This is a genomic window from Streptomyces sp. NBC_00322 (assembly GCF_036147535.1).
In the GTDB taxonomy this organism is placed as follows: Bacteria; Actinomycetota; Actinomycetes; order Streptomycetales; family Streptomycetaceae; genus Streptomyces.
In genome coordinates this window covers 584,288-609,182 of record NZ_CP108019.1, presented here as the reverse complement: position 1 = coordinate 609,182, position 24,895 = coordinate 584,288, and the positions used below count along the sequence as shown (strand labels likewise).

Annotated in this window: 24 protein-coding genes; 14 read left to right on the top strand and 10 right to left on the bottom strand. The window is 69.3% G+C overall.

Annotation, left to right across the window (positions count from 1 at the left end):
* Positions 1-471: 471 nt before the first annotated feature.
* From OG905_RS02710 to OG905_RS02695, 4 genes are all read left to right on the top strand, one after another.
* Positions 472-828, top strand: coding sequence for a PRC-barrel domain-containing protein (locus OG905_RS02710; protein WP_328665965.1), 357 nt, complete (start codon positions 472-474; stop codon positions 826-828).
* Between the two features lie 34 nt (positions 829-862).
* On the top strand, positions 863-1,030 hold the full coding sequence (locus tag OG905_RS02705; protein ID WP_328665964.1) for a hypothetical protein: 168 nt from the start codon (positions 863-865) through the stop codon (positions 1,028-1,030).
* 176 nt (positions 1,031-1,206) lie between these two features.
* Complete coding sequence (locus OG905_RS02700) at positions 1,207-1,629, top strand: Asp23/Gls24 family envelope stress response protein (RefSeq protein WP_328681998.1); 423 nt, start codon at positions 1,207-1,209, stop codon at positions 1,627-1,629.
* A gap of 297 nt (positions 1,630-1,926) precedes the next feature.
* The gene (locus OG905_RS02695) at positions 1,927-2,709 is read left to right on the top strand and encodes a class I SAM-dependent methyltransferase (RefSeq protein WP_328665963.1); all 783 of its coding nucleotides are present in this window, start codon (positions 1,927-1,929) and stop codon (positions 2,707-2,709) included.
* Positions 2,710-2,761: 52 nt separating this feature from the next.
* Here the strand turns inward: OG905_RS02695 and OG905_RS02690 are convergent, their stop codons facing one another.
* Positions 2,762-3,160 carry a hypothetical protein gene (locus OG905_RS02690; RefSeq protein WP_328665962.1) on the bottom strand — a complete coding sequence of 133 codons (399 nt, stop codon included), beginning with the start codon at positions 3,158-3,160 and terminating at the stop codon, positions 2,762-2,764.
* A 308-nt stretch (positions 3,161-3,468) separates the two neighbouring features.
* On the opposite strand from OG905_RS02690, the gene OG905_RS02685 reads away from it, so the two are divergent.
* The 4 genes from OG905_RS02685 (at position 3,469) to OG905_RS02670 (ending at position 9,215) form a co-directional block, all read left to right on the top strand.
* On the top strand, positions 3,469-4,572 hold the full coding sequence (locus OG905_RS02685; RefSeq protein ID WP_328665961.1) for a PP2C family protein-serine/threonine phosphatase: 1,104 nt from the start codon (positions 3,469-3,471) through the stop codon (positions 4,570-4,572).
* A gap of 332 nt (positions 4,573-4,904) precedes the next feature.
* On the top strand, positions 4,905-5,681 hold the full coding sequence (locus OG905_RS02680; protein WP_328665960.1) for an alpha/beta fold hydrolase: 777 nt from the start codon (positions 4,905-4,907) through the stop codon (positions 5,679-5,681).
* A 228-nt stretch (positions 5,682-5,909) separates the two neighbouring features.
* Complete coding sequence (locus tag OG905_RS02675; RefSeq protein WP_328665959.1) at positions 5,910-8,270, top strand: transglycosylase domain-containing protein; 2,361 nt, start codon at positions 5,910-5,912, stop codon at positions 8,268-8,270.
* Between the two features lie 45 nt (positions 8,271-8,315).
* Positions 8,316-9,215 carry a bifunctional helix-turn-helix transcriptional regulator/GNAT family N-acetyltransferase gene (locus tag OG905_RS02670; RefSeq protein WP_328665958.1) on the top strand — a complete coding sequence of 300 codons (900 nt, stop codon included), beginning with the start codon at positions 8,316-8,318 and terminating at the stop codon, positions 9,213-9,215.
* Positions 9,216-9,261: 46 nt separating this feature from the next.
* On the opposite strand, the gene OG905_RS02665 is transcribed toward OG905_RS02670, so the two are convergent.
* The 6 genes from OG905_RS02665 to OG905_RS02640 are packed head-to-tail and all read right to left on the bottom strand — an operon-like array spanning position 9,262 to position 15,392.
* Positions 9,262-10,152 (bottom strand): STM4011 family radical SAM protein, encoded by an 891-nt coding sequence (locus OG905_RS02665; RefSeq protein ID WP_328665957.1) that lies wholly within the window; start codon positions 10,150-10,152, stop codon positions 9,262-9,264.
* Positions 10,153-10,158: 6 nt separating this feature from the next.
* Positions 10,159-11,496 carry an STM4012 family radical SAM protein gene (locus tag OG905_RS02660; RefSeq protein ID WP_328665956.1) on the bottom strand — a complete coding sequence of 446 codons (1,338 nt, stop codon included), beginning with the start codon at positions 11,494-11,496 and terminating at the stop codon, positions 10,159-10,161.
* Positions 11,493-12,305, bottom strand: a complete 813-nt coding sequence (locus OG905_RS02655; RefSeq protein ID WP_328681997.1) for an STM4013/SEN3800 family hydrolase — start codon at positions 12,303-12,305, stop codon at positions 11,493-11,495. Before OG905_RS02655 ends, OG905_RS02660 begins: the two co-directional genes overlap by 4 nt.
* 46 nt (positions 12,306-12,351) lie before the next feature.
* Positions 12,352-13,488: an STM4014 family protein gene (locus OG905_RS02650; RefSeq protein ID WP_328665955.1), complete on the bottom strand. Its 1,137-nt coding sequence runs from the start codon at positions 13,486-13,488 to the stop codon at positions 12,352-12,354.
* Positions 13,469-14,440: an STM4015 family protein gene (locus OG905_RS02645; RefSeq protein ID WP_328665954.1), complete on the bottom strand. Its 972-nt coding sequence runs from the start codon at positions 14,438-14,440 to the stop codon at positions 13,469-13,471. Before OG905_RS02645 ends, OG905_RS02650 begins: the two co-directional genes overlap by 20 nt.
* Positions 14,441-14,447: 7 nt before the next feature.
* Entirely contained in the window at positions 14,448-15,392 is a 945-nt protein-coding gene (locus tag OG905_RS02640; protein ID WP_328665953.1) for an STM4015 family protein, read from the bottom strand.
* 174 nt (positions 15,393-15,566) lie between these two features.
* Between OG905_RS02640 and OG905_RS02635 the strand changes: the two genes are divergently transcribed.
* The 3 genes from OG905_RS02635 (at position 15,567) to OG905_RS02625 (ending at position 17,655) form a co-directional block, all read left to right on the top strand.
* A complete protein-coding gene (locus OG905_RS02635) occupies positions 15,567-15,893 on the top strand; it encodes a hypothetical protein (protein WP_328665952.1) in 327 nt (108 codons plus the stop codon).
* A 93-nt stretch (positions 15,894-15,986) separates the two neighbouring features.
* Positions 15,987-16,988: a DUF6745 domain-containing protein gene (locus tag OG905_RS02630; RefSeq protein ID WP_328665951.1), complete on the top strand. Its 1,002-nt coding sequence runs from the start codon at positions 15,987-15,989 to the stop codon at positions 16,986-16,988.
* 82 nt (positions 16,989-17,070) lie between these two features.
* Positions 17,071-17,655 (top strand): YceI family protein, encoded by a 585-nt coding sequence (locus OG905_RS02625; protein ID WP_328665950.1) that lies wholly within the window; start codon positions 17,071-17,073, stop codon positions 17,653-17,655.
* Positions 17,656-17,799: 144 nt separating this feature from the next.
* Here OG905_RS02625 and OG905_RS02620 read toward each other — a convergent pair whose 3' ends face one another.
* The gene (locus OG905_RS02620) at positions 17,800-18,798 is read right to left on the bottom strand and encodes a trypsin-like serine peptidase (protein ID WP_328665949.1); all 999 of its coding nucleotides are present in this window, start codon (positions 18,796-18,798) and stop codon (positions 17,800-17,802) included.
* A gap of 311 nt (positions 18,799-19,109) precedes the next feature.
* Here OG905_RS02620 and OG905_RS02615 point away from each other — a divergent pair, with 311 nt between their 5' ends.
* Entirely contained in the window at positions 19,110-19,487 is a 378-nt protein-coding gene (locus OG905_RS02615) for a hypothetical protein (protein WP_328665948.1), read from the top strand.
* 178 nt (positions 19,488-19,665) lie between these two features.
* On the opposite strand, the gene OG905_RS02610 is transcribed toward OG905_RS02615, so the two are convergent.
* Entirely contained in the window at positions 19,666-20,790 is a 1,125-nt protein-coding gene (locus tag OG905_RS02610; RefSeq protein WP_328665947.1) for a haloacid dehalogenase-like hydrolase, read from the bottom strand.
* A gap of 570 nt (positions 20,791-21,360) precedes the next feature.
* Between OG905_RS02610 and OG905_RS02605 the strand changes: the two genes are divergently transcribed.
* Positions 21,361-21,591: a hypothetical protein gene (locus OG905_RS02605; RefSeq protein ID WP_328665946.1), complete on the top strand. Its 231-nt coding sequence runs from the start codon at positions 21,361-21,363 to the stop codon at positions 21,589-21,591.
* A complete protein-coding gene (locus OG905_RS02600) occupies positions 21,588-21,872 on the top strand; it encodes a hypothetical protein (RefSeq protein ID WP_328665945.1) in 285 nt (94 codons plus the stop codon). The genes OG905_RS02605 and OG905_RS02600 overlap by 4 nt, the downstream gene beginning before the upstream one ends.
* On the opposite strand, the gene OG905_RS02595 is transcribed toward OG905_RS02600, so the two are convergent.
* Entirely contained in the window at positions 21,835-24,696 is a 2,862-nt protein-coding gene (locus OG905_RS02595; RefSeq protein ID WP_328665944.1) for a helix-turn-helix transcriptional regulator, read from the bottom strand. The two genes, OG905_RS02600 and OG905_RS02595, sit on opposite strands and share 38 nt — an antisense overlap.
* Positions 24,697-24,895 lie beyond the last annotated feature (199 nt).

Genomic DNA, 24,895 nt, shown 5'->3' with positions numbered 1-24,895 from the left:
GCCCGGCACCCGGCGCTCCCCGGTCGGCACCCGCCGGCGGGGAACCCGGTGGCGCAGGAGCCGGAAGCTCGTCCATCTCAACCAGCCCATTTGCCCGGCGAATTGACTGATGAACAGCAACCGCGGCAAGGCTCTACGCGTGGCCGTCACGCTCGGGGGCACCCCTCTGATGAGCGCCTGCGGGTGCTCGGACACAGACTCGGAGGCAGCGGACCATGCTTCCTCTCCCGTGTCGGCAGCTCAGCCGTCGGATCCGGTTCGCCCACCGCGGCCGGCAGCCACAGCAGCGGCAAGGGCTCCGGTGCCGCACGACGGGCGACGGGCGCTCGGGCGATTGGCGCTCTGCCCCGCCTGGCGCCCGACCACAGACAGGGGCAGGCTGAGAGTAGGAACGCATTGGCCCGGCCGGAGATGTTGACTGGCCTGGCCTGCATGACGGCGGGACGGGGCACGCGATCGAGGGACAGCTCGATGATCGAGGCAGCCGACATCCGTGAGTGGCGCGACCATGACGTGGTGGACTCCGGCGGCCACAAGATCGGTGTCCTCGAGGCGGTCTACGTAGACACCATCACCGACGAACCGGCCATGGCCACGGTCCGCACGGGCATGCCCACTCGTCGCCGCCTGGTCTTCGTCCCCGTCGACGACGCGATCGTCGGGCCCGGGTACGTCAAGGTCCCCTATGCCCGGGCACTGGTGAAAAAGGCCCCGTGGATCGGCACGGACGACGTATTGCCCGCGGAGGAGGAGGCAGCGATCTTCCAGCATTACGGCATGACGTACCAGCCGGGTGCTGACGGCGAACGACAGCTCGCGCGTCGTTGACCGCCCGCGTAAGTCCAAAGGATGCGATCGCGTCATGGTTCTCTTCCTGCTCCTGATCATCGTGGCCATCGTGCTGGGACTCATCGGTGCCGTGGCGGAAGGGGTGGGATATCTGCTCATCATCGGCATCGTGTTGTTCGTGGCCGATCTGACGGTCGCCGCCGTGCGACTGTCCAGCCGGAGGCGACGCCCGGTGCGATGACAACGATCACTGGAGCGCGGCCATTTCCGCGCCCGCAGCCGAGCCCCAAGCCCGTCGCACCGAACACATCTGCCGTGACCCTACGACCGAGGAGGCGTCTTCAGGTGACACAGCCGACCAGCACAGCAATTCCCACCGCCGAGCCCCGCGCATCCCGCCCGCAGAGGGAAACAAAGCTGCAGGCCCACGAGACCGGTCCGCAGACGGCGCCGGGCATACGGGGCCGGACAGCCATCGCGGACGGGGTGGTGGAGAAGATCGCCGGGACGGCGGCACGCGAAGTGCCGGGTATCCACGCTCTGGGAGGCGGGATTTCCCGCTCAATGGGCGCCGTACGCGACGCGGTCCCCGGCGGGCGCCCGAGCGTCACACGCGGCGTCAAGGTCGAGGTCGGCGAGCGGCAGACCGCCGTGGACCTCTCGGTCGTCGTGGACTACGGGTTCGCCATCGCCGACGTTGTCGCCGAGGTACGCGAGAACGTCATCGCGGGCGTGGAGCGCATGACTGACCTGGAAGTCGTAGAAGTCAACATTGCCGTCAACGACGTTCACCTGCCCGACGAGGAGGCCGACGAGGCGACGGAAGGTCGCCTGCAGTAACCAACCGCCGGGGACCAGGACCCGGTCGGTGAACACCATCTCGTGTTTGCGTCGGGCTCCGGCCTGCCAACGCGGCTCGCCACCTCGCCGCTCGCACAGGGCCGACTCCCGCCGGGCCGCCGTGGGCGGGCCAACTCCTCGATCAAACCGCCGAGATGCGTACGGGAGAGTGCCGCCGCGGTCGAGTGGAGCCCTTGCACGCGAAGTCATCGGCCGGGCACTCGGGCGGTTCGTCCGGGTCGGCAGGTCTGCCGAAACTCCGGTGCGGCCGCCTGCGCGGTCTGCCATTCTCGCCGCATGTCTGGGTTCGAAGATCTCGTCGCGGAAGGTGCAGCCGTACCCACGGAGGGCTGGGACTTCTCCTGGTTCAACGGTCGTGCGACCGAGCAGCGGCCATCTTGGGGCTATGCCCAGATGCTCGCGGTTCGGATGGCGAAGGCCGAGGCGGTGCTGGATATCCAGACCGGCGGCGGTGAGGTACTGGCCTCGGTCCCGGTCGCCCCACCGGTCGTGGCAGCGACGGAATCATGGCAACCGAACGTGCAGATTGCCCGACGCAACCTGGCCAAGTTCAGTGCCAGCGTTGCAGAGGTGGGCGATGCGGCCGACCTGCCGTTCCCATCGGACCATTTTGACCTGATCGTGAGCCGCCATCCGGTGGTGACCCGCTGGGACGAGGTCCGCCGCGTCCTGCGCCCGAATGGCACCTACCTTTCCCAGCAGGTGGGCTCGGGCTCGGTGCGCGAGTTGACCGAATTCATGATGGGGCCGCAGCGGGCTTCGGTCCATCAGTCTCTGGGGCCGCTCGCGACGACAGCGGGTGCCGGCCCCATCGCGGCGGCAGCCGGTGCTGAAGTGGCGGGTCTGGATGTGGTCGACCTGCGCCAAGAAGCACTCCGGATGGAGTTCTACGACATCGCGGCGGTGGTCCACTTCCTCCGCAAGGTGATCTGGATCGTCCCGGACTTCACCGTGGATGCCTATCGCGATCGTCTGGCAGAGCTCCATCATTTCATCGAGCGCCATGGCCCCTTCGTGGCCTACTCGCAGCGGTTCCTCATCGAAGTCCGAAAGGGCTGAGCCCGCCGAGGAGTTCGGCGAGGAGAGCCAAGGACACCGAACACCATCCGGGTCACAGCTGATTGATCCATCCCACGAACAGCACCGCTCCTGCTGCGGCCAACAGGAGGGCGAGCGGCCTGCTCCACCAGTGGGACCTCGATCCGGTGGATGATTCCTGATCGTGGGAACCGAGTGCGACCAGGCCACGCAGTAGCCATATGGCAGCCACGAGAATCGGCACGGCCAGCGCCGCGTGTGTTGCCCAGGCGCCCGCCAGGGTAGGGCCGCCCCAGGAGTTGTGGTAATCGTGCGCATCCAGGAGCGGATAGAGGGCGCCATTTACGGCCGCCTGGGTGCTGATCAGGATGGCGAGCCAGGCGACGAGCCCCAGCCCCATCCCCACGAGTGCCGCGGACGCGTCGGCGAAGCGCCCCCTCGACGCGGTGCGCATGAACCGGGCAGCCGACACCGGCAACAATGTGACCCCCCGCCAGACCCACGTCCGTGCGGGCCTGCCCAAGGTCTTCGAAACGAACGAACGGGCGGAACGGCGATGTGACTGTTGCGTGATCTCCATGGATCCACAATCACAGTCGCGGCACGCCGGATCGATGGTGCCTGCACGAACCTCCGCGGTAGGGTTTCCCCCCGGACGTCAGCGGCCGCGGGTGCTGTGGGTACCGCCGAGTGGAGCATGGCGCTTCAACAAGGCAGGCTGTATCCATGCGGTCGCTCTTCCGCTCGGCTCCTCGACCAGGGGCGGACGGTCACAGCCGGGTGCTGTTCACACTCGCGGAGTGTGCGCCGTTCGCAATCGCATTGCTCGTGGTGGCTATCGAGTTCTCGCCCGCGCACTTTCTGTACACCGGTCCTCTCCTCACCGCGACGCCGGCGTTGGCTGCGGTTGCGATGGGCCCCAAAGGCACCCTCGCGGCGGCGGGTTTCGCTCTGCTCATCAGCGTTGCCACGGCTACCTACAACCAAGCGTGGGGCAGCCAACAGGTCTACACCAACATCGTGGCTCTGCTACTGGTCTCGGCGGCCAGTGTCACGACCAGTAGCGCAGTGCATACCCAGAGGCAGAACGAGCTCAACCAGGTACGCCGGATCGCCGTGGCGGCACAGCGGGTGCTGCTGCGGCCCGTACCGGCCCGGCTCGGTCCCGTGCGGGCGGCCAGCAGGTATATCGCGGCAGAAGAGGGGGCGCAGATCGGTGGCGATCTGTACGAGGCCGTGCAGACCCGGTACGGCGTTCGGATGATCGTCGGAGACGTGCGCGGCAAGGGGCTGCCTGCTGTGCGCTCGGCCGCCGCCGTGCTGGGTGCCTTCCGGGAGTCCGTGCACTATGAAGAAGACTTGGTGGAGGTCATCAACCACTGCGCGGCGGCGCTGCGACGGGAGCGCGCCATGCCGCGTGGGATCGACCAGGACGACGAGGAAGAACTGGCGGAATCCTTCGTCACCGCGGTCGTGGCACAGGTGCTGGACGGACCCGTGGTGGAGTTGGTCAACCGTGGCCATGTGCCTCCGCTGGTGCTCAACGGGGGCAAGGTTCAGGCTCTGATGCCGACCTCACCACTGCCGCCCCTTGGCCTGGAAGACTTCATCACCAGCCCTCCGGCGAAGGCGGAGGGCTATCCGTTCGCACCCGGCGACCGTCTGCTGCTGTACACCGACGGTGTTATAGAAGCCCGCAATCGCGACAACGAATTCTTCGCCCTGCCGGACGCCATGGAAGCAGTGCGCCACCGCACCGCGCCCGAGTTCCTGGAACTACTGCACCAGGGATTGATCCGTCACACCGAGGGCCGCCTGGCGGACGACGTGGCGATGATCGTGGTTGACCGCCTCGACAACGAACCAAGTGACAGAGGGTATTGAGGTCTCGCCGCTCGCCTGTCAGAGGTACCCGCCCGCGGCGCGCAGGAGTTGGCCGCGTACACCACGCATACTGCTCGCGCGCAGCAAGAACGGGCTGTGGCTGGACTCCCACAAGCTCCTTCACGACGTACTCGCCCGCCGGCAGCCGCCATTGGACGTGGCGTACACCGAGATTCCCGACTACGGTCACCTGGACACCTCTCGGCCGGGGCGCCGCCTCGACGTGTTCGGGCACTTCCTCGACTTCCTCGGCAGGCGGCGGCGAGGGCATCCGGGGCGGCCGGAGGCAGCACCCGGCCGTACCCGAACCGCACTCCAGGAGGCAACGACCCATGCCGCAGCTCGCTCTCGACGGCGCAGCACTGACATACGACGACGAGGGCCCTCGCGACGGTGACGGCGTCCCCCTGGTGTTCATCCACGGCTGGACGGCCAACCGGCACCGCTGGGACCACCAGATGGCACACTTCGCCCCGAAGCGGCGGGTCATACGGCTCGACCTGCGCGGGCACGGCGAGAGCGACGGGTCGGCACGGACGATCGAGGAGTTGGCCGCGGACGTCATCGTCCTCCTCGACCAGCTGAAGGTCGAGCGGTTCATACCAGTCGGCCACTCCATGGGCGGGATGATCGCGCAGACCCTCGCCCTTGGTCATCCCGAGCGGGTCGAGCGCCTGGTTCTGGTGAACTCGATCAGTCGGATGACCTACAGCCGTGGAAGGGGCCTGCTGATGGCGGCATCCACACTGGCGCCGTTCAAGCTGTTCGTCGCCGCCAACATCCAGCGCGCCTTTTCCCCCGGCTACCCGCGCGAGGAGATCCGCGAGTGCATCCGGGCCTCCTCGGCCACGCCGCGGGAGGTGGTCATGACCTGCTACGCCGCTATGCGGACCTTCGACGTCCTCGACCGGGTCGGCGAGATCCGCACGCCCACCCTCCTGGTGCACGGCTACCACGACATCCAACTGCCCGTCGCGCAGATGCTGCGGATGGCGAAGGCCTACCCGGACGCGCTGGTCCGGATCGTGGATGCCGGCCACGAACTGCCGGTGGAGAAGCCGGCGGAGCTGACCGCGGCGCTCGAATCGTTCGTGACCGACCGAGCGTGAGGCGGCCGAGTGGATCCCTTGCAGGTCTTCGTCAAGGCCACCTGGCCGTCGCGAACTCGGAAGCGGCGCTACGCGTAGGCGGCCCTGCCCTCCGGCCCCACTGATTGGTCCGGCGCCAAAAGGGAAGGTGCTGCACAATAAGGCACATACGGAGCGGCGCACCGCACCCGGCCCCCTGTGCGCCACCCGGCGCAACGCGACGGTGCCGGTCAGAGGAGCTGCGTACGCATGAGCAGCGGGCCGAGCGAATCGGCCGTCCCAGCGGATGCCAACTGGCGCGACCTGCTGCGGACTACGAGGCAGGCCCGCAGGCTGGCACGGCAGATGCGCAGGGAGGCGCGCCATGCGATGCCTTGGTGGCGACGGACGCTCCCCACCTGGCGGATGATGCTCGGCGGTCTGCTCACCGTTCTCCTGCTCTCCATCACCGCCTTCACCGCCCTCTACGTGAGCGTCCAGGTCCCCGCTCCGAACGCCGCCGCCGTGAGCCAGAGCAACATCTACTACTACGCCGACGGCACCGAATTGGGCCGTACCGGCGCGGTCAACCGCGCATCGGTGCCCCTCTCCGAGATCTCGGTCAACGTGCAGCATGCCGTGGTCGCCGCCGAGGACCGGACGTTCTACTCCAACAAAGGGGTGGACGTCCGCGGCATCCTGCGCGGAGCCTGGCGCACCGTGACCGGCAAAGGACTGCAGGGCGGCTCGACGATCACCCAGCAGTACGTGAGGAGCTACTACCTCACCCAAGAACAGACCCTCGGCCGGAAGGTCAAGGAAGCCGTCATCGCGATCAAGGTCAATGAGACGCAGAGCAAGGACGCCGTCATGGCCGGGTATCTGAACACCAGCTACTTCGGCCGCAACGCCTACGGCGTCCAGGCCGCCGCACAGGCGTACTACGGCGTCCGCGCTTCACAGTTGAACGTCCGGCAGAGCGCCTACCTCGCGGCCCTGCTCAAGGCTCCCAGCGTGTACGACGTCTCCACGGCGACCGTGACGAACGGGGCCGCGGCCATTGCGCGCTGGAACTACGTCCTGGACGGCATGGTCGAGCTCGGCCACCTCAGCAGCGGCGAGCGCGCCAGGATGGCGTTCCCCACGCCGAAGGCACCCCGCCCCACCCCCGGGGTCAGCGGCCAGGCCGGATACCTCATCGACATCGCCCGCCGCTACCTCGTCGACAACAAGATCATGGATGACGCCACCCTGGCCTCGGGTGGCTGGCACATAACCACCACCTTCAAGAAGAAGAACCAGGACGCCATGGTCGCGGCCGTGAAGAAGGAATTGCGGCGGCTGCCGGACACCCGCAGGGCCAAGGCCATCCGCGTCGGCGCCGCGTCCGTGGATCCCTCCACCGGAAGGATCCTCGCTGCCTACGGCGGGCCGGACTACGCCTCCCAGCCCTACAACGACGCCATCCGCCACGACCTCCAGGCCGGCTCCACGTTCAAGCCTTTCGACCTTGCCGCCGCCTTGCAGCACCACGCCACCACCCAGGACGGGCGCACCATCACGCCCGGGACCCGTTACGACGGCACCAGCCGCCGCTGCGTCCAGGGCTTGCCCCGAAGCCTGCACTACTGCCCGCCCAACGAGGACGATCGTGACTACGGCCGGATCAGCCTGCGCAGCGCGATGATGAAGTCCGTCAACGCGGTGTACGCGCAGGTGGGCGCGGACGCCGGTCTTGCCGGCGTGCGCAGGGCCGCCATCGCCGCGGGCCTTCCCTCCGACACGCCCGACATGAGCGCCAACCCCTCCCTTGCCCTCGGCGTGGCCGCCCCCAGCCCGCTCGCCATGGCCGAGGCGTACGCGACCTTCGACAACCACGGCCGGCACATCGCCACGTGGTCGGTCCAGAAGGTCACCCGGAACAATGAGCCGTACGAACTCCCCGGCCACGAGGACATCCAGGCATTCTCCCGGGCCACCGCCGACCAGGTCACCTCGGTCCTGAAGGGCGTCGTCAGCGCGGAGGGCACCGGCTACCTGGCCACCGGCCTGGGCCGGCCCGCCGCAGGCAAGACCGGCACCACGGACAACAACCTCTCCGCATGGTTCGTCGGCTACACCCCGCAGCTGACCACTTCAGTGGCCATGTTCGCCGAGGATCCCAAGACCCATACCCGGGTCTCTCTCGGCACCGCCGCCGGCATCAGCCGCGTCAACGGCGGCTCATACCCGACACGGATCTGGACCGCCTACATGGCCGCGGCCCTGAAGGGCCAGCCGGTGAAGGACTTCCAGCTGACGGCGGCGACCGAGTCCGACAGCCCCACCACCGCGCCCGCCCGAGAACCCACGTCGACCGCTCCGACCAGGACGCCGACACCCACGCCTTTGCCGGAGCCGAGCACGCCGACGGTGGTTCCGCCTACGCCTACGCCGGGTCCGAGCACAACGACGGTGGTGCCATCGACGCCTTCGGATGACCCGGGAACACCGACGGTGGTTCCCTCCACTCCTTCGCCGGGGCCTACGGAACCGCCCGGCGGGACCAGCACCAGCCCCTCGTCCCGGGAACCCGGCACCATCGATACGGGCGGGTCGGTCGCCGATGTGGGAGTCCGGAGAGCAACGTGACGCCTCCCGCTGGCCCTGACCGGATTCTCTGACTAGAGTCAGAGAATGGATGCGGCGCACATCGACCAGGTGCGGCGGTTCAACCGCACCGTCACCGAACGCTTGGGCGTGCTGTACGACCACTACATGGGCCGCGACCGGCCCATCGGAGCGGCCCGGCTGCTGTGGGAGATCGGCGGGGAAGGCCAGGACGTAAGGCGGCTGCGCGAGCGCCTCGGGCTCGACTCCGGGTACGTCAGCCGGCTGCTGCGCTCCCTGGAGACCGACGGCCTGGTGACGGTGGAGCCCCAGCCTCAGGACAGACGAGTGCGCACCGTCCGGCTCACCGAGGCGGGCCGCGCCGAGCGCGCCATCCTCGATGACCGCAGCGACGAACTGGCCGGTTCTCTGCTGGAGCCGCTCAACACCGCTCAGCGCGCCCGGCTGGTCGCCGCCATGGCCGACGTCGAGCGGTTGCTGACCGCCGCGACGGTCACGCTTGACCTCGTCGACCCGGAACACCCCGACGCACAGCACTGCTTGCGGGCCTACTTCACCGAGTTGCAGGAGCGCTTCGAGACCGGCTTCGACCCCGCGCGGAGTCTTCTGCCCGACGCGGGCGAACTGCGGGCACCGCACGGCCTGTTCCTGATCGCCCGGCTCCACGGCGAGTCCGTCGGCTGCGCCGGTCTGAAGCTGCCGCCCGGCGCCCCGGCCGAGATCAAACGGATGTGGGTCGCGCCCCACGCCCGGGGGCTCGGTCTCGGCCGCCGATTCCTGGCCGAGCTGGAGGCGCGGGCCGCCCAGTACGGCTGCACCGTCCTGCGCCTGGACACGAACAAGGCGCTCAGCGCCGCGATCAGCCTGTATCGCTCCTGTGGCTTCCAGGAGGTCCCCGCCTTCAACGACGAGCCCTACGCCCACCACTGGTTCGAGAAGCAGATCACCACATCGTCACCGGGGTGAGGGTTCGGCTGACTACGCATGAGCCCTGTCGTGATCAACGAATGCGTCAGGCGATCACGTCGAGACGAAGGGGTCGGACCTGCTGCCGCTCCGGGAGCGCGGCGGGTATGCGTTCAAGGACGCCGCCCGCGAAGACGTCGTACAACGGCAGCGTCTCCAGATGGACATAGCCGATGTGGCAGTCGCAGGCGGCGAGGGGGCAGGCGCGCGGGCCCAGCGCCTGCCGGTAGGAGCCGTCGTAAAGACTGCCGAGTTCGGACGGCACGAAATGGCAGCGGCGTACCGTGCCCTCGCCGTCCACCGAGATCACCGACTCGCCCGTACGGCAGGGCAGCCCGGCCGAGCGGTGCGGGTGGCGGCTGTACGGGAAGAGGGGGTCCAGAGCCGTCCAGCGGGCGGCCTCCTCGTCCGTATAGGTGCGGCCCTCGGCCGCGTTGACCCACAGATACACCTCGTCGGGCAGGTCAGCGCGCAGCCGTCGCGCCTCGTCGAGGTGCTCGGGGAAGCCGACGACGCCGACGCTGAAGCGTGCGCCCATCGCGGTCAGCTCGCGGCACTTGCCGAGGAAGCGGTCGTACGGCGTCTGGCCCGGATGGTAGGTGCACCACAGTGCGAGCGTGCCGAGGTCGGATTCCGTCAGCCAGTCGGTGCGGCAGCTGAGGTTCGTCTGGATGGCGACGCGCGCGATGTGCGGCAGGTGGGAGAGCTCGGCGAGCGCCCGTCGGTACCAGGAGCGGACCAGGCCCTCGCCCCAGGGGGTGAAGAGCACCGAAAGGCGGTCGCCGGTCTGTGCGGCCGCCCATGCGGCGAAGCGCTCGAGCGCCGCCCGGTCGGCGCGCAACTGGTCAGGAGTGTCGCGGCGCTTGGCGAAGGGACAGTACGGACAGTCGTAGTCGCAGGAGGCGAGCGGCCCGCGGTAGAGAATCGTCAGGTCCACGACGGCTCATTTCAGTTCGTACGCGGCCATGGCGGCCCGTACGGAGTCGGAGAAGAGCTCGGGGCCGAGTGCGTCGGAGTGGGCGAGGCCTTCGGGGGACAGGCGCAGCAGGCCGGGGCCCCCCGTCTCGTCGAGCCAGCCGCGGGCTGCGAAACGGTCGAGCTCCGCCGGGAAGTCGTCGGTCGGCGCGGCGCCGAACCGGTCGGCATAGTCGGTCAGTGGCATGCCTTCGGCCTGGAGGAGCGACTGGAGCAGGTGGCGGCGGCGTGCCTCGGCGGCGTCGACGTACCGGCCGACCTCGGCACGGGAGAAGTCGTCGGTGGCGGTGTAGTTGTCGATGATCGACCGGATTTCGCGCATGTCGACGGCGTAGTCGAAGGAGTAGTGGAGCGCAGAGGTGTACGAGCGGGCTCCGCAGCCGAGGCCGATCATGCCGTCCGTTTGGCAGGCGTAGTCCTCGGCCGACTGCTTCGGCGCGTCTTGGCGGCGGAACATCCGCATCGACACCTGCTCGTAGCCGTGCTCGACGAGGTGGTCCCGGCCCTGGCGGTACAGCCGTAGTCGCCGACGGTCCCAGGCGGCGTCGGCTTCGGCACCGATCCTGCCGAGGCCGGTCAGCGGGCGTACGTACAAGGGGTAGAGGTAGAGCTCCTCGGGCCGCCAGGCGAGCGCTGCGTCGAGGGATGCGCGCCAGGTGTCCGCGGTCTGGCCCTCTATGCCGTAGATCAGGTCGATGTTGAGGACAGGGATACGGGCGTCGCGGATGCGGGCGAGAGCCGCCTCGACGTCGGCGCGGCGCTGAGGGCGCACCGCAGCGCGGGCCTCGGCGTCGACGAAGCTCTGGATTCCAAGGCTGAGACGGGTGGTACCACGGTCGGCGAGCACGGCGAGCCGGTCGGCCGTCGCGGTCGCGGGGGACGCCTCGACGGACAGCGGTACGGCGTGCAGGTCGGCTCCCATCCGCTTCTCGGCGATGTCGCAGAGCCGGTCCAGTTCGTTGGCAGTGAGGAAGGTGGGGGTGCCGCCGCCGAAAGCCGAGGCGACGAAGCGGATCCCGCCTCCGTCCGCGGCCTGGTCGAGGGCGTCGCGCACGGCGGTGGCCTGGCGGTCGAGCGCGTCGAGATACCGGCCGGTCAGCTCGTCTGGGGCGCTGATCCGGGTGAAGAGGTTGCAGAAGCCGCAGCGGACCTCGCAGAACGGTATGTGGAGGTAGAGGGAGAGGGCGTTCTTGGGCTCACCCGCCCAGAGATCGCGCAGTGCGGGCCGGTCTTTGAGCTCGCGGTACGCCGTTTTGTGCGGGTAGGCGTACACGTAACTCTGGTAGGGGCGGGGCGCGTTGTTCATCGGACAGCCCCTTGATCGAGGGTGAACTGGGCGTACGGCACGGTCCAGACGGCCTCGTGGCCGAGACGATGACCGGTGTAGCCGTCGTCGCCGTACGCCGTGCCGTGGTCGGAGCAGATGATCGCGAAGCACGGGCGGCGGCTGCTTGCGGCGGCGAAGAGGCGGCCGATGTGCCGGTCGACGTACTCCAGGGCGGCGGCATGGGTTGCGCGGGAGTCGCCGGCCTCGCTGGTGGCGCCGGGCAGATGGAACCAGTTGGGCTGGTGCAGCGCGGAGACATTGACGAACAGGAACAGCCGCTGCTCGGCGGGGAGTTCGGCGACGACCTTCTCAGCCCGTGCCACCTGCTTCTCGAAGGAGAGGGGGGACGCCACACCGAACTCCAGGTCCCAGTGGCTCTCCTGGAACATCCCGGGCAGCACCGAGCCGAGAGGGCCCTGCTGGTTGAAGAAGCCGACGCCGCCGATGCACACGGTGTGGTAGCCGGCGTCCGCGAGGCCGGAGACCAGGTCGGGGGTGTCGAAGACGAAGGTGCGCTCGGCGGTGGTCTCGCTGCCCGCGAAGCGTGCGGCGAAGAGGCGGGGGTGGGGGCCGGGCGCGGCGGGTGTGGGCAGGAAGCCCGCGAAGATCGCCTGGTGCGAGGCGTACGTGAAGCTGCCGGGCGCGTGCCGCTTCTCCCAGACACCGCCCGGAAGATGGCGGACCAGGTTCGGGATGCGTCCGGCGGCGGCCAGCTCTGCGGCGACGTCGTGGCGCAGGGTGTCGAGGGTGACGAGCAGCAGATCGTGGCTGCCCACGATCTGGTTCATGTCCGGCTTGCTGGAGTCCAGTTCGTTCGGGTCCGGCTGGTTGATGTCAGGCGATTGCATCGTGGTTCCTTGTCGTGCGCTGTACAGCGGCGACCTGCGCCGCGTAGGTGTCCATGCCCTCGGCGCCGCTACCGGGCAGGCCTGTGAGGTTCGGCAGCAGATCGCCGAAGGCGTTGACCTCGCCGACCGCGAAGCGGCGCCAGCCGACCGCCGGCAGCAGATCGACGCCCACGCAGAGCGTGCGCGGGAAGCAGGCCGCGGCCCGCTCGCACACGTCAAGGGCGCCGGCCCAGCTGCCGCCCGCCGCCTCGACGGCAGCCCGTGCCTCGTCGAGGTCCCCGCGGGCGCCGCCGAGGTGGAGGTTGGTCATGGGGGAGCGGCTGGTCCGTACGACGGCATGGGTCGCCCGGCCGGCGACGACCACGACCCGCAGGTCGGCGGCCCGGCCTCGCTGGGAGGCTTTGGGGAGCCAGCGCTCGACGTGCAGGCCGTCGGGCGCCAGAGCGTCGACGATCGCGGCGACCTCACCCTCGGTCGTACAGCGGCGTACCCGAAGGGAGTTGAAGAGTCGTCCCTCGCTGTCGCGCTCCACCGACGTGGTGGCCCGTACCCGTCCGGATCCCGCCATCTCGACGGCCAGCACACCCGAGGCGGAGGAGCCGTGCGCGAGCTTGACGAATGCGCGCGGCATTCGGTGCGCGCGCAGCAGCTCGCGTACGTCCGACCAGCCTCGCACGGGCGGTACCGGGGCCCCGGAGGTTGGCGAAGGCGGCACCGGAACACCTGCGTGGTGCAGTACGGCATGGCACAGCCGCTTGTCGAACAGAACCGCCAGCTCGTCGGGGTCGTCGAGCAGTGTGCATCCCTCGGCCGCCTGCCCCACCTCCCGTACGGCCGCGGTGAACCGCTCGTACCAGCGGGCCGAGCCCTCCACCCGGGTGGCGTCACCGACGCCGCGCAACAGCCGTTCGACCTCGGGGTCTTCCCCGGGCGAGTCGATCCGTACGGTCTCGCCCGGCCGGAAGGAAACCCCTTGGCGGAGCACCTCCAGCCAAGGCACGACGCGCGCGGTGGGCAGGCCGGCGGAGGCCACGGCCTGCTGGAAGAGCGCGACACGGCGGTTGGCGGGATTGCCGACGACCGCGAATCGCGGACCCACTGCGCTACTCGTCGGCGGCGACATATCGGGGTTCGTCGTCCTCGGGGTCCCAGTAGTCGGCTTGGTCCAGGTTCAGCCGTACGCCCTGTGGTTCGAGTTCGTTGCGCAGGCGTTGTTGCATCGCCTCCTGCATGTAGTGGTGGTGGAGGTCCAGGTCCCGTAGGTGGATCAGCGGCTGGCCGCCGAGCAGGGCTTCGGCGCCGGTGTCGCTGAGGGTGCCCATCGAGAGGGCCAGCGAGTCCAACTGGGCGACGACAGGAGCCGAGGCGACCGCGACCGCGATCTCGTCCTGGATCTCGCTGTTCTGCACCCCCAGGTGGCTCAGGCGTGGGAAGGCACCGCCGGACAACAGAGGTGCCAGGTCGGCGACCGTAGCGTCGCCTCCGTAATGCGTGACGCCGAGCCAGAGTTCGAGGCGCTCCAGGCTGGGCAGCGTGGAGGCGCCGACAGCCCTGACGACGGAACCTGGCAGGCCGCCGGATTCGAAGCGGAGCACTTTCAGTGCATCGTGGCGGACCGGTCGCAAGGACAGGGCGTCCTGTTCCGAGATGGAGTCGCCGCAGCCGCGCACCGTCAGCTCTTCGAGCCTGGGGAACGCTTCGAGGCAGGGGGTGACGTCGGTCATCTCCAGCCAGGACACCTCGCACTCCTCGCCCGTGACGTCGGCGAGGAACAGCGCACGCAGCGCGGGGAAGCGGTCCGCGTCCGCGACGATCAGGTCGAGGACGGGACGCAGGGGCGAGTATTCGTCGTGCCACCACGGGCCGAGCACCAGCGCACGCACCTGCGTGGAGTCGACCGAAGTGAGGAAACGGCCCCACAGCTCCGGGAACGGATTGTTCTCGTTCCACAGACAGTCCAGGCGCCAGGCCACGGAGTCCGCCGACGGGAGCGGCGCAGCGTGCTCGTCGTCGGGATCGGGGAGCGTGTGGACGGGAAGTCCGTGGAACGTCTCGGGGTGGTCGATACCGGTCATGGATACCTCACTCCGCCACTGCCGTGTAGCGGCCCTCGGCGCCCCGGCCGTCCCACGGCTCCTCGCGCTCCGATACGTCGACACGCACCCCGTGCGACTCCAGCGCGTCGGCGACCCGGCGTTCCATCTCCTCGGAGAGGAAGTGGTGGTGCAGGTCGAGGCATTCGAGATGGGTGAGCGGCTGCCCTTCCAGCAGCGCGGCCGCACCCTCGTCGCCGAGGGTTCCGTTCGACAGGTCGAGGGTGCGCAGTCGGGCGACGACGGGGGCCGACGCGACCGCGGCCGCGATCTCGTTCTGTATCTCGCTGTTACGCAGGCCGAGGTGGCGTAGCCCGGGGAAGCGGGAACCGGACAGCAGCGGTGCGAGGTCGGTGATCTCGGTGTCGCCGCCGTACTCCGAGACGCCGAGCCACAGGTCGAGGTGGTCCAGGGCAGGGAGTTCGCTCTCGATGACGCCGCGCACCACCTCCGCCGGGAGGCCGCCGGACTCGAAGACGAGCGAGCGCAGCCGCGTGTGGTGCACAGGCGGGAAGCGGAGCTTGCTGCCACCGCGCACGCCGAGCTGCAGCAGGCGGGGGAACGCGCTGAGCAGGCCCGTGACATTGGACTGCTCGATCCAGGAGATCTCGTTCTCCTCGGAGGTCATGTCGCCGACGAAGACGGCCTCCAGGGAGGTCAGCCGACCGGCGGCGGCGATGACCAGGTTGATGGGGAAGCTCGAATCGTTGTCGTACGCCTCGCCCCACTGGCCGATGATCAGCGCGCGCACCTTCCCGGGGTCGACGGTCTTGAGGAACTCGGCGAACACCTCGTCCCAGGGCGGGTCGTCGTCGTACGGGTTCACGGAGATGCGCCACGCGGCGGCGTCCGCGGCGGGCAATGGCGAGGGGGCGGGGTGGAAGTCGACGGCTGGGAGGCCGAGCAATTCCTGCAGATGGTCCACATAGGACATGGCCCTGATCTCCTGACACTGAGCGGTCGACTGACGTGCGAAAGGTTTACCAAGCCGCACTGACAACGCTGCGAGCGGGCCCCGTCGTCCCAGGTCGGCGCCGATTGTCAGACCCCGGCCGTAGCGTCTTCCATGTGGTCGGCACAGCGTGTGCGCCAACGAGAGGAGACAGCCATGTACCGGCAAGGGGACGTCCTGATCATGCCGTTGGGGGAGTCGGCGGTGCCGGCGCACCTGGTGGACGCACCCGGTGAACTGCGCGACGGGCGGGGACGGTTGGTCCTCGCACTGGGCGAAGTCACCGGGCATGCGCACGCGGTGCAGGGGCCCGGCAGGCTTGTGCGTGAGGCGGGCCCTCTCGACCCATTGCTGCTCCATCTGCCGGACGGCGGGCGGGTGGTACACGAGGAGCACGCGGCGATACCGCTGCCGAAGGGCTGGTACCGAGTGGTGCGCCAGCGGGAGTACGTGCCGGGCTCGGTCCGAATCGTCGCGGACTGAGCGTCGCTCGTGGCGGGGCGTGGCAGAGCACGTCTGGACAGGGCAGTACCGGGAGTGCAGGGCGGGACAGGGAACAGGGGACAGGGACTTCTGATGCAGAACGTAATGACATGGCGGGCCGTCGCGGCGGCGACGGGAGCGGCGGACCGGGCGGCCGCGGAAGAAGGAGTGCGGCTCGCCTACCGCACCGCCGGTCTCGAGGAGCCGGCGACGATCGTGTGGGCCGCGTCGCCCAGGGCGGCGGTCGAAGCCGTCGAAAAGCTCACCGATGCGGGACCCTCGGTGCGCGACGAGGTCCGCACCCGGCCATGGGCCGATGAACGACGTCGTCTGCACGACGAGTTGGGTCCCCAGGGCTGGTCCGCGCTGTGGTCCGCGACCGGCGCGCAATTGTGGGACACCACCAGGGAGCTGGCCGAGCGGATACGTACCGGAGTCGTCGCGGAGCTCATGGAGCGACCGGAAGACGAGTCCGACGTGCGGTTGCTCCTCCTCGACGCGGTGCTCGGCCAGCACGACGCGGCCTGGCTCGCGGCGTTCGACGGCCGTGGCGAGCGACTTGCGGGACTGGCACAGGTGGCCAGGAACGCCGGATGGTGGTGGCCGTACAAGAACGCGGTGGTCATCAGCGAGCGGCCGGTGGAGCTGCATCGCGACGAGGCCGGACGCCTCGACCGTGGCGACGGCCCGGCTCTGGCCTTCCCGGACGGCTTCGCGCTGTACGCCTGGCGAGGTATGCCCGTACCCGCCGCATTCCTGGACGAGCTGGCATCACTGACCCCCGCACGCATACGGGCCGAGGAGAACGCGGAGCTGCGCCGCGTGATGCTGGAGTTCTACGGCTACGACCGCTATCTCAGCGAGTCGGACGCCCAGCCGGTGCACCGCGACGAGACCGGCATCCTCTGGCGGATCGCGCTCCAAGGCGACGAGGACGTGGTGATGGTCGAGGTGGTCAACTCCACCGCCGAGCCGGACGGCACGCACCGCACGTACTGGCTGCGCGTGCCGCCCACGACAAGGACCGCGAAGGAAGGCGTGGCTTGGACGTTCGGGCTCGGCCAGGAGGCGTACGAACCGGTACGGCAGACCTGAGCGCGGTCGATGCATCAACGCGGGACGCGCCGGAACCGCTGCCTCGAAAGCCTGGCCACACCCCCCACGTACAGTGAGCGCTGTGAAACTGACGGACGGAAACTACCGTCTCGGACCGTCGACCGGCCGACTGCTGATCAAGACCAGCAGGACCGGGCTCGGCCGCAAGGCGGGACACGACCTCACTGTCGAGGCCACCCGATGGTCCGGGGACGCGATGGTTGTCGTCGGCGATCCTGAGAAGTCGTCGGTGACCGTGACGGTCGAGGCGGGCTCGTTGGATGTCCGTGAGGGGACGGGCGGGCTGAAGCCACTCACCGATGCCGACCGGGCCGAGATCAAACGGACGCTGGGGGGCAAGGCCCTGTTGCACACCGCCCAGCATCCCGTGATCACCTTCCGTTCCACCCGCATCGTGGGTACGACTCAGTCCTTCGAGATCACCGGGGACCTCACCATCAAGGGCCGGACGCACCCGGTGACGGTTCACGGGGTGACCGACGGCGGAGCGCTGCTGAACGGCTGGGCGACCGTCACGCAATCCGCTTGGGGAATCAAGCCCTACAGCGCGTTCTTGGGCGCATTGCGGTTGGCCGACGAGGTCCGGATCGAGTTCGAAGTGACTGAACTGAAACCGGTACCCGGACCCGGGCAAGCGCTGGCGTAGGCGAGCAGGCATGCCCTTCAGACCCACGGGCCCCGCAAGCTGGCCGGACCCACGCCCGGAACTGCGGCGTATTTCGTTTTTTCATGCGCATTCGCGCGCCAGACTCTCGCCGCCTTGTGCCGGCGGCAGGGCCGGGGTGCTCCATCACGCACCCGGGTAAGCCCCCCGAGCCGGGCCTGCGGGCGGGGCACCGCTGATCGCGGCGTGGTAGAGGGCATGGGTGGCGGCGCCGAAGTAGGCGCTGTAGGAGACCTGGGGGGTGTTGCCGCCGGTGTGGTAGCCGCCGATGACTCCGATCACGGCCCAGCCGCCCGGCCACGGCACCAGCATCGGCCCGCCGCTGGTCCCGCCCGTGAAGGCGTCGCAGGCGATGCGGGCGAAGGTGCCCGGGTCGGCCGGGTCGTCGCTGGCCCACTTGGTGGTCCAGCTCCAGCACTCCAGCGGCTTCTCCGCCCTCGCCGGGTAGCCGATCATCCGCACCGGGGCGTGGTAGTACCCCGTCCCGGTGAGCAGGTGCACTCCGCCGACCGCGTCCTGGAGCCGTGTCCCGTCCTGATTGGGTTCGGTGACCGCGAAGGCGAAGTCGTACGCGGCACCCGCGTGCGCGCCGAGGTCGTAGTACTGCTGCGGGACGTAGACGCCGTTGGTCTTGATCGGGAAGATGCCGAAGGGCTTGAGGCCGTCGTGGTACTGCGGCACGAAGCCCAGGTTGCGCCTGGGGGAGGTGCCGGAGTAGCCCTTCAGGCAGTGCCCGGCGCCGAGCACGAGGTCGTGGCCGGGGCTGCGCACCACAGAGCCGCTGCAGGTGCGCCCGGAGCCGGCGGCGTCGGTCCAGAAGAAGGTGCCGGCCTGACGCATGCCGTCGAAGCTCCGGCTGGGCGGGATGTACTCGCCCGGCTGAGGCCCGTCCGCCGTGGGTGAGACGGCTCGGGGCGTCAGCCCCGTCTCGGAGCCCTTGCCGGTGTCGCCGGGCAGTGCGGCCGCCATCCGGGCCTGCGTCCAGTACTCGTTGAGCTGGACGGCGGCCGGGTTCGGCCCGGCCGGGGGCTCGTCGGCGGAGGCTGCCGGGGCGAGCCCGGCGGAGAGCAGCAGGGCTGCCGCGAATGCTGCCGCGTGTCGGATGAGCTTGGTCCTACGCACCATCAGTTCCCCTCTGGCCGGACACAAGTGACGGCTCACCATACGAGTGGCGGGCTACGAGCAGAAGTGTGCCGGGGGCGGCCGGGGTTCTGCGCCGCGACTCGAACTGCCCCAGATTGGACGAGATCCGCCGGGCGCATTGACCGAGGATCGGACCGCCAGGCCCACGTGGGTGCGAGAACCCCCCGCCACCGCCGTGGGTCGAGCGAACCAAAGGGGCACGCCGGAGTGAATGTGGAGTGATCGGATGGGGGCGCTCGCGATCGCCGAGGCCGCCGGGGGCTCTGAGCCTGCAGGAAGCAACTCTGGCGCAGATGCGGACGGGCGACAGCGGCGTCGACCGGCCCTGGAAGTGGCTGACGGCAATCGGACGCGAAGCGCACCGTCAGGCCCTAGTCGCGCAGGTCGCGCTGTTCACCCTCCTCTGGGTCATGAACGTCCAGCCCAAGGCGGGGTTTGCGGACCACATGGACATGAAGATGGACGACCCGTCCTCAGAGGTACTCGCGGACATCTGCTCGTTGGCGCTCGAGACATTGCCCCGGCTCGACCCCGACACCGTCATTGTCAATCACCCCGGAGGTGTGATGACAGCAGAGACGACCCTCGTGGCCTGCGCCCAGCAGGCCCTGGGCCTCGGCCAGTTGCTGGAGCCGGGTGTCCTGGAGTGCGCACGGAGGTACGCCGCGTAAGGCGCGACGTAACCGACACGAGAGGCTGCAGCCGACGGGTCGGCGCCCCCGGGATGCCGACCCGCCGCCCCTGTGCGACCCATCTCAGGCAGGGCCCGAAGGAGGCGGCGGTACCTCGGCGATCTTCAGTGATTGGGGGCACCATGGCGACGGCGCCGCTTGGTGAACCATCCAGGGGTCATCCGCCGATTTCCCCGGGCTTCACCACGACCCAGTCGCGCTCCGCGTCGACCGGTACGCCGGCTTCTTTCTGCTCGGCCGCGCGCTTGGTCTTCTCCGCCTCCAGCGCGTCGGTGTACTTCTGCTTGCGGTTGACCCATACGCGCGCACCACCGGCACGGATGTCGGTGTCGAAGAGCATGAACCAGTCGCTGGGCGCGTCTCCCGCTACGAGCACCGGGCGCTCGTAGTGGTCGATGTACTCCTTGATGCCCGCCAGCTTGCCGACGTACCAGGTACCCGGAGTCCACAGGTAGGGCGTGACCTCCATGCTCATGTGCTTGTCCTTGGTGTACTCGCCGTCGAGGAAGTGCCCCTGCTCGATCTGCTTGCGGGCGGTGGTCAGTTGGCCGGTCTTCGGATCCTTGAGCAGGGTGGTGACACCAATCACGTTCTTGGGGTCGATACCCAGGCCGTACTTTGGATCCGAGACCACCATGCGGGCGAGTTCCTCGTGCGCGGCCGTCATGACGTAGACGGTGATGTTCCGCTTCGTGAGCTCGTTGATCAGCTCTCGCTGGGCGGGGTAGATGCGAGGTGGATTGACCGTGCTGTCGACGACCTTGTCGCCATCGTAGTAGCGCACCGGGATCGGCTTGTCGTAGGCGTAGAGGTCGTCGACGTGCTTCTTGAGCTCGCTCAGGGTCAGCCCGGAGAACACCTGAGCGATCCAGGGGTAGCACACTTTGTCGTCGATCTCGCAGAGCCGCGAGTAGTAGGAGTAGAGGCTCTCGTCCTGCCGGAACGGCTGGAGCTTCAGCGACGGGTCGACCTTGGCCGGGGTCAACACGCCCTTCATCTCGAGGTAGGGCAGAAGGGCCTCCTCGAGGTCATAGCGCCAGATGGTGTTGTCGGCGTCAAAGACGGCGTACTCCCCGCGACCCGCGTGCTTGTCGATGAGCCGTTCCAGGCGGTCGCCCTGAGCCTTCGGCCACGATGGGAGTTCTGAGTGGTGCTTGCCGTGGCCGGGCGGGGGAGAGGCCTGGCCGGTCTGTGCGACGGCGACGATCGATGACCCGGCGAGCAGCACGGCGGCGGCTTTCAGGGCGAGGGCCTTGCGGTTGCGCGGGTGAGCAGTAGTCATGTGCACCAGACTCCCTGTCGTTGCGTGATGCGCAATACTTTGTTCTATGCGAAACAGAGTGAAGTGGGCAGGGTCAGGAGCTGTCAATGGCGCGTGCCCACATTTCCGGGTCGTGTACGCCCTGACCGGATCTCGTTCCGCACATCGGCAACGAGCAGGGTGCGCATCACCCTCGATGCCCTGCGTCCGCAGCCCGACGCGGGCGTCCTTGAGGCTGCTCCCCGACAACCCCGGCGTCGACCAAAGCATTTGCTGCCGAGTGGCCCCACCGAAAGGCCCGGACCCTTGCCCGAAAGATCTAGGTCTTACGGTCCGTAACGCTGGCCATGGCTCTGTGCCCGCTGGTGGGATCGAACCAGGCAGGCGCCCCAACACCGGGGAGAGCCCTGCGGCGACGGGCAGCCCTACAGGCCCTTCACCCCGCACGACGAGAAGAGCACCATGCCGCACACCCCACAACGCGCAACCGCAGAGCACCCGCCGGTAACGCACAGCACATCGCCTGGACCCGCCGACGCGCCGGTCACCGCGACTGGATCGGCGCCACCGCAGGCACTTTGGCCGCACGCGGTGCCCGATCGTGCCGACCGACGGGGCAACAGCGCCGTCATCGTCGTTCTCTCCTGCGCCCTGTTGCTCAGCCTGTGCAGCCTCTACATTTCCGTCCACCGCAACATATATGCCGAGACGACTCCGGCCGTCGAGCACTCGGGCGAGTGCCAATCGCCTCTCGACGACAAGGAATTCGACTCCTGGGACTCGGCCGTCCTCCACCGCACCGCACCCGGCACCCGCGAGTGAACACCAGCAGCACGCCCCATCGCTCGGCAGGAAAGCTGGTTCGCGGCCTCGTCCTGGTCTCCGCCGGAGTTCTCACGGCGGTGACCGGAGTCATCATCTGGGCCGTCTCCACCGTCGGCGGTGGACCGGCACTTGTCGCCGCGACCGTCGTCCTCGCGGCACCGTGGGCGATCATCCACTGGGTCACCACTCGCGCGCGAACGCATCACTCGACGGGCGAGAAGGGCGAGGAGGGCGAGATGTTCAGCGCAGCGTCTCCGCCAGTCCCTGACGGCCCTTGATGCCCAGCTTGCCGTAGACATGGGTGAGATGGATCTCCACGGTCCGCAGGCCGACGAAGAGATGCTGGGCGATCTCCCGGTTGGTCATGCCACCCGCAGCGAGATCGGCGACCCTGCGTTCGGTCGGGGTGAGCGCGTCCACACCCTGGAAGGTGCGGGTACGGGGCCGGTCGCCGAGGGCGCGCAGCTCCCGCAGCGCGCCCTGCGCGACCACACCGGCATTGCACGCATGGGCGACACTGACCGCCTCCTGGAGGTCTGCACGGGCCTCCGGGATCCTGCTGCAGCGCATGGCAAGGGCCCCGCGGTCGGCCAGCGCCTGCGCGTACCGGAAGCGGGCAAATGACGTCTCCAGCGCGCGTACCGCTTCGTCGAGCTTCTGAAGGCCCTCCGGCCCGCCGGTGACGATTCCCAGGGCGCGCAGCGCGACAGCCGTCATCTCCGGGACGCCCCAGCGCCGGGCGAGCGCCACCTCCTCCTCGGCGAGACGCACGGCCTCCTCGGCGTGGCCAAGCCGCACGTGCACCAGCGCTGCCTCGGACCGCCAGGGGTAGAAGCCGGGGGCGGGCATGTTGCGGGCCACCGTGCGGGCACCGCAGGCCAGGAAGTCGGCGAGGCCCTCCTCCAGTCGGCCCTGCTCAACGCGCAACCAGCCCCGCGCGAGCAGCGGATAGTCGTTGATCCAGTACGGATGGAGCTGCCCGTCCATGCCGCTGCGCTCCAGCAGGGACTGTGCCTCCTCGACGCGGCCCTGCCGGGTCAGCGACTCGATGAGGGTCGCGACGGCGAACACCGTGTGGCTGGACCCGAGCGGCACCCCGACTTCCAGCAGCGCCTCCAGGGCGGCTTCGGCGTCGGCCTCGCACTCCAACGTGCGGCCCAGCCGCGCGTTGGCGTTGCCTCGCATGGCGACGGCATGCGCGTACTGGAAGACCGCGCCCCGGGCCCGCGCCTCGTCGATGGCCGCCTCTGCGTAATCGTGTGCGAGGTCGGGTCGGCCGGCGGCACCGAGTGCGAGCATCGCGCAGTGGTAGACCACCGACTCGTCGTCTGCCGGCGCCAATCCGTGTGCCAGCGCAATGCGGGCCAGCCGGACCACCTCCTCCGCGTCCTCTCCCACCATCGCTCCACGCAGGCTGAGCAGCGCGGCCAGGGGACGTTCGACGGCGGTTCCGGACGCGTCCGTCATGGCCAGGTCCATCAGCCGCGGATAGGCACGGGCGGCCGAGGCGAGCTCGACCAGGCTGATGAAGAGGAAGTCGATCTCCAGGCGCAGCGCGTACGCGGGGTCGACCGGGCGTATGGCGGCGCTGGTACGTTCCAGGACGTCCAGGGCGTCGAGATACCGGTCGACGGCGAACAGCGCGCCTGCCAGCCGGCGGGCGGCCGATGTCTGTTCGCTGGGGCCCATGCTGAGCTGGAGGCTGCGGCGCAGTTCGTCTATGGCGGTCGGGACGCTGGATTCGAGCTCCGCCTCGCCCAGCAGGCAGAGAACCGCCGCGCGCTCCTCCTCCGTCTGTGGTTCACGCAGGGCGCGTCGCAGATAGAGGGCGGCCCGGTCGTGCGCACCGGCGTCGCTCGCCTCGGCCGCCGCTCGGCGTAGTACTTCGGGCGCAAACGGCTGCCCGGGAGCGCAGTGCAGCAGATGGTGGGCGACCTGCTCGGGCGCGGCGACGCGGCCGAGCAGGAAACGGGCGGCGCCGGCGTGGAGTTCCTGGCGCCGACTGGGCGGTACGAACTGTTCAACGGCGTCCGAGAGCAGCGAGGCGGCGATGCCCACGCCCTGCTCGTACTGGTGCAGGAGCCCGGCACGTACGAGGGTGTGCACGGCGTCCTCAGTGGCGGGCTGCGGCACTGAGGCGACTTCGGCGATCAGTTCCACCGGCCTTGGGGACCCGAGGACCGCCACCGCGCCGGCCACGGCTTCGCTGTGGGCTCCGGTTCCGCGGAGCAACGAGCGGACGGCGGGCGCGAGTTCGGGCAGCAGCGCGCCGAGGGCGACGGACACGGTCCGCTCACCGCCGGCGGTATCGGGCCCCGGTTGCGGCGGTGTGGCGGCCAGGGCGCCGAGGACGGAACGGAGCAGCAAGTGGTTGCCGTCCGTGGCCTGTTGGCATGTATTGAGGAATGCCTGGTCGGCGTCGTGCCCGAGGGTCCGGGCGAGCAGTGCTCCTGTCGCGTGCGGGGCGAATGGGGCAAGGCTGACGTGGTCGCGGAAGAGAGGCAGGACGGCGCCGAGCGCATCCTCGTCGGGTGACTCGCCGGGGCCGAGCGAGGCGATGACGGCGGGCGGTGAGCCGTCGGCGCGGCGCATCAGCCGTCGGAGCAGGCGGAGCGAGGCCGCGTCCGCCCACTGCAGGTCGTCCACGCAGATCAGCGGTCGGCGCGCGCCGGCGGCAAGCCGGGCGACCACCGTGTCCAGGCTCCGGTGATACGCGCCGTCCTCGGGCGGTTCGCCGGAGGGCCGAACGGAGGGGGCGGGCGGGGCTGATTCGAGCAGTTGCCGCAGCACGGCGTGGTCGGTTCGGCTGTCACCGGGATCGGCCCAGGAGTCGAGCACGGCCCTGTCGTCGGCCCGCGCCTCATCGAGCAGGGCGCGCAGGAGTGCGCTCTTCCCACTGCCGAAGCCGCCCCGTACAAGGACGAACACGTGGTCACGATCCGTGACCGCGGGAGTGTTGCCGATCCCGAACAGGGACCGCAGCTCCGCGAGTTCGGCCTCCCGGCCGATGAGTTCGGGGATCGTGCCGGACGGGCCGGGAGGTGCACCCGGGACCCCCGCCCCCTGCCCGGACATGGCGGCCGCATGCGCTGCGTACTGCATGAGTATCGCGTTTCCCCCTTCGCGGCTCCCGTGGCTCGGATGCCGCTGACAGATTCTTGCACCGCCGCGCTGGTGGACCTACCGAAAGAACCGGCACCCTCACCGAAAGATCTAGACCTTACGGTGCGTAACGCTGGCCGTATCCAGTCGGCCGCTGATGAGATCAGACCGACCCTCGGTGCGCGCCGACGTCGCAAGC

Coding starts and splice junctions, on each gene's coding strand:
- OG905_RS02710 (WP_328665965.1), top strand. CDS start 472: ATGATCGAGGCAGCCGACATCCGTGAGTGGCGCGACCATGACGTGGTG.
- OG905_RS02705 (WP_328665964.1), top strand. CDS start 863: ATGGTTCTCTTCCTGCTCCTGATCATCGTGGCCATCGTGCTGGGACTC.
- OG905_RS02695 (WP_328665963.1), top strand. CDS start 1,927: ATGTCTGGGTTCGAAGATCTCGTCGCGGAAGGTGCAGCCGTACCCACG.
- OG905_RS02680 (WP_328665960.1), top strand. CDS start 4,905: ATGCCGCAGCTCGCTCTCGACGGCGCAGCACTGACATACGACGACGAG.
- OG905_RS02675 (WP_328665959.1), top strand. CDS start 5,910: ATGAGCAGCGGGCCGAGCGAATCGGCCGTCCCAGCGGATGCCAACTGG.
- OG905_RS02670 (WP_328665958.1), top strand. CDS start 8,316: ATGGATGCGGCGCACATCGACCAGGTGCGGCGGTTCAACCGCACCGTC.
- OG905_RS02660 (WP_328665956.1), bottom strand. CDS start 11,496: ATGAACAACGCGCCCCGCCCCTACCAGAGTTACGTGTACGCCTACCCG.
- OG905_RS02655 (WP_328681997.1), bottom strand. CDS start 12,305: ATGAACCAGATCGTGGGCAGCCACGATCTGCTGCTCGTCACCCTCGAC.
- OG905_RS02650 (WP_328665955.1), bottom strand. CDS start 13,488: ATGTCGCCGCCGACGAGTAGCGCAGTGGGTCCGCGATTCGCGGTCGTC.
- OG905_RS02645 (WP_328665954.1), bottom strand. CDS start 14,440: ATGACCGGTATCGACCACCCCGAGACGTTCCACGGACTTCCCGTCCAC.
- OG905_RS02640 (WP_328665953.1), bottom strand. CDS start 15,392: ATGTCCTATGTGGACCATCTGCAGGAATTGCTCGGCCTCCCAGCCGTC.
- OG905_RS02635 (WP_328665952.1), top strand. CDS start 15,567: ATGTACCGGCAAGGGGACGTCCTGATCATGCCGTTGGGGGAGTCGGCG.
- OG905_RS02630 (WP_328665951.1), top strand. CDS start 15,987: ATGCAGAACGTAATGACATGGCGGGCCGTCGCGGCGGCGACGGGAGCG.
- OG905_RS02620 (WP_328665949.1), bottom strand. CDS start 18,798: ATGGTGCGTAGGACCAAGCTCATCCGACACGCGGCAGCATTCGCGGCA.
- OG905_RS02615 (WP_328665948.1), top strand. CDS start 19,110: ATGCGGACGGGCGACAGCGGCGTCGACCGGCCCTGGAAGTGGCTGACG.
- OG905_RS02610 (WP_328665947.1), bottom strand. CDS start 20,790: ATGACTACTGCTCACCCGCGCAACCGCAAGGCCCTCGCCCTGAAAGCC.
- OG905_RS02595 (WP_328665944.1), bottom strand. CDS start 24,696: ATGCAGTACGCAGCGCATGCGGCCGCCATGTCCGGGCAGGGGGCGGGG.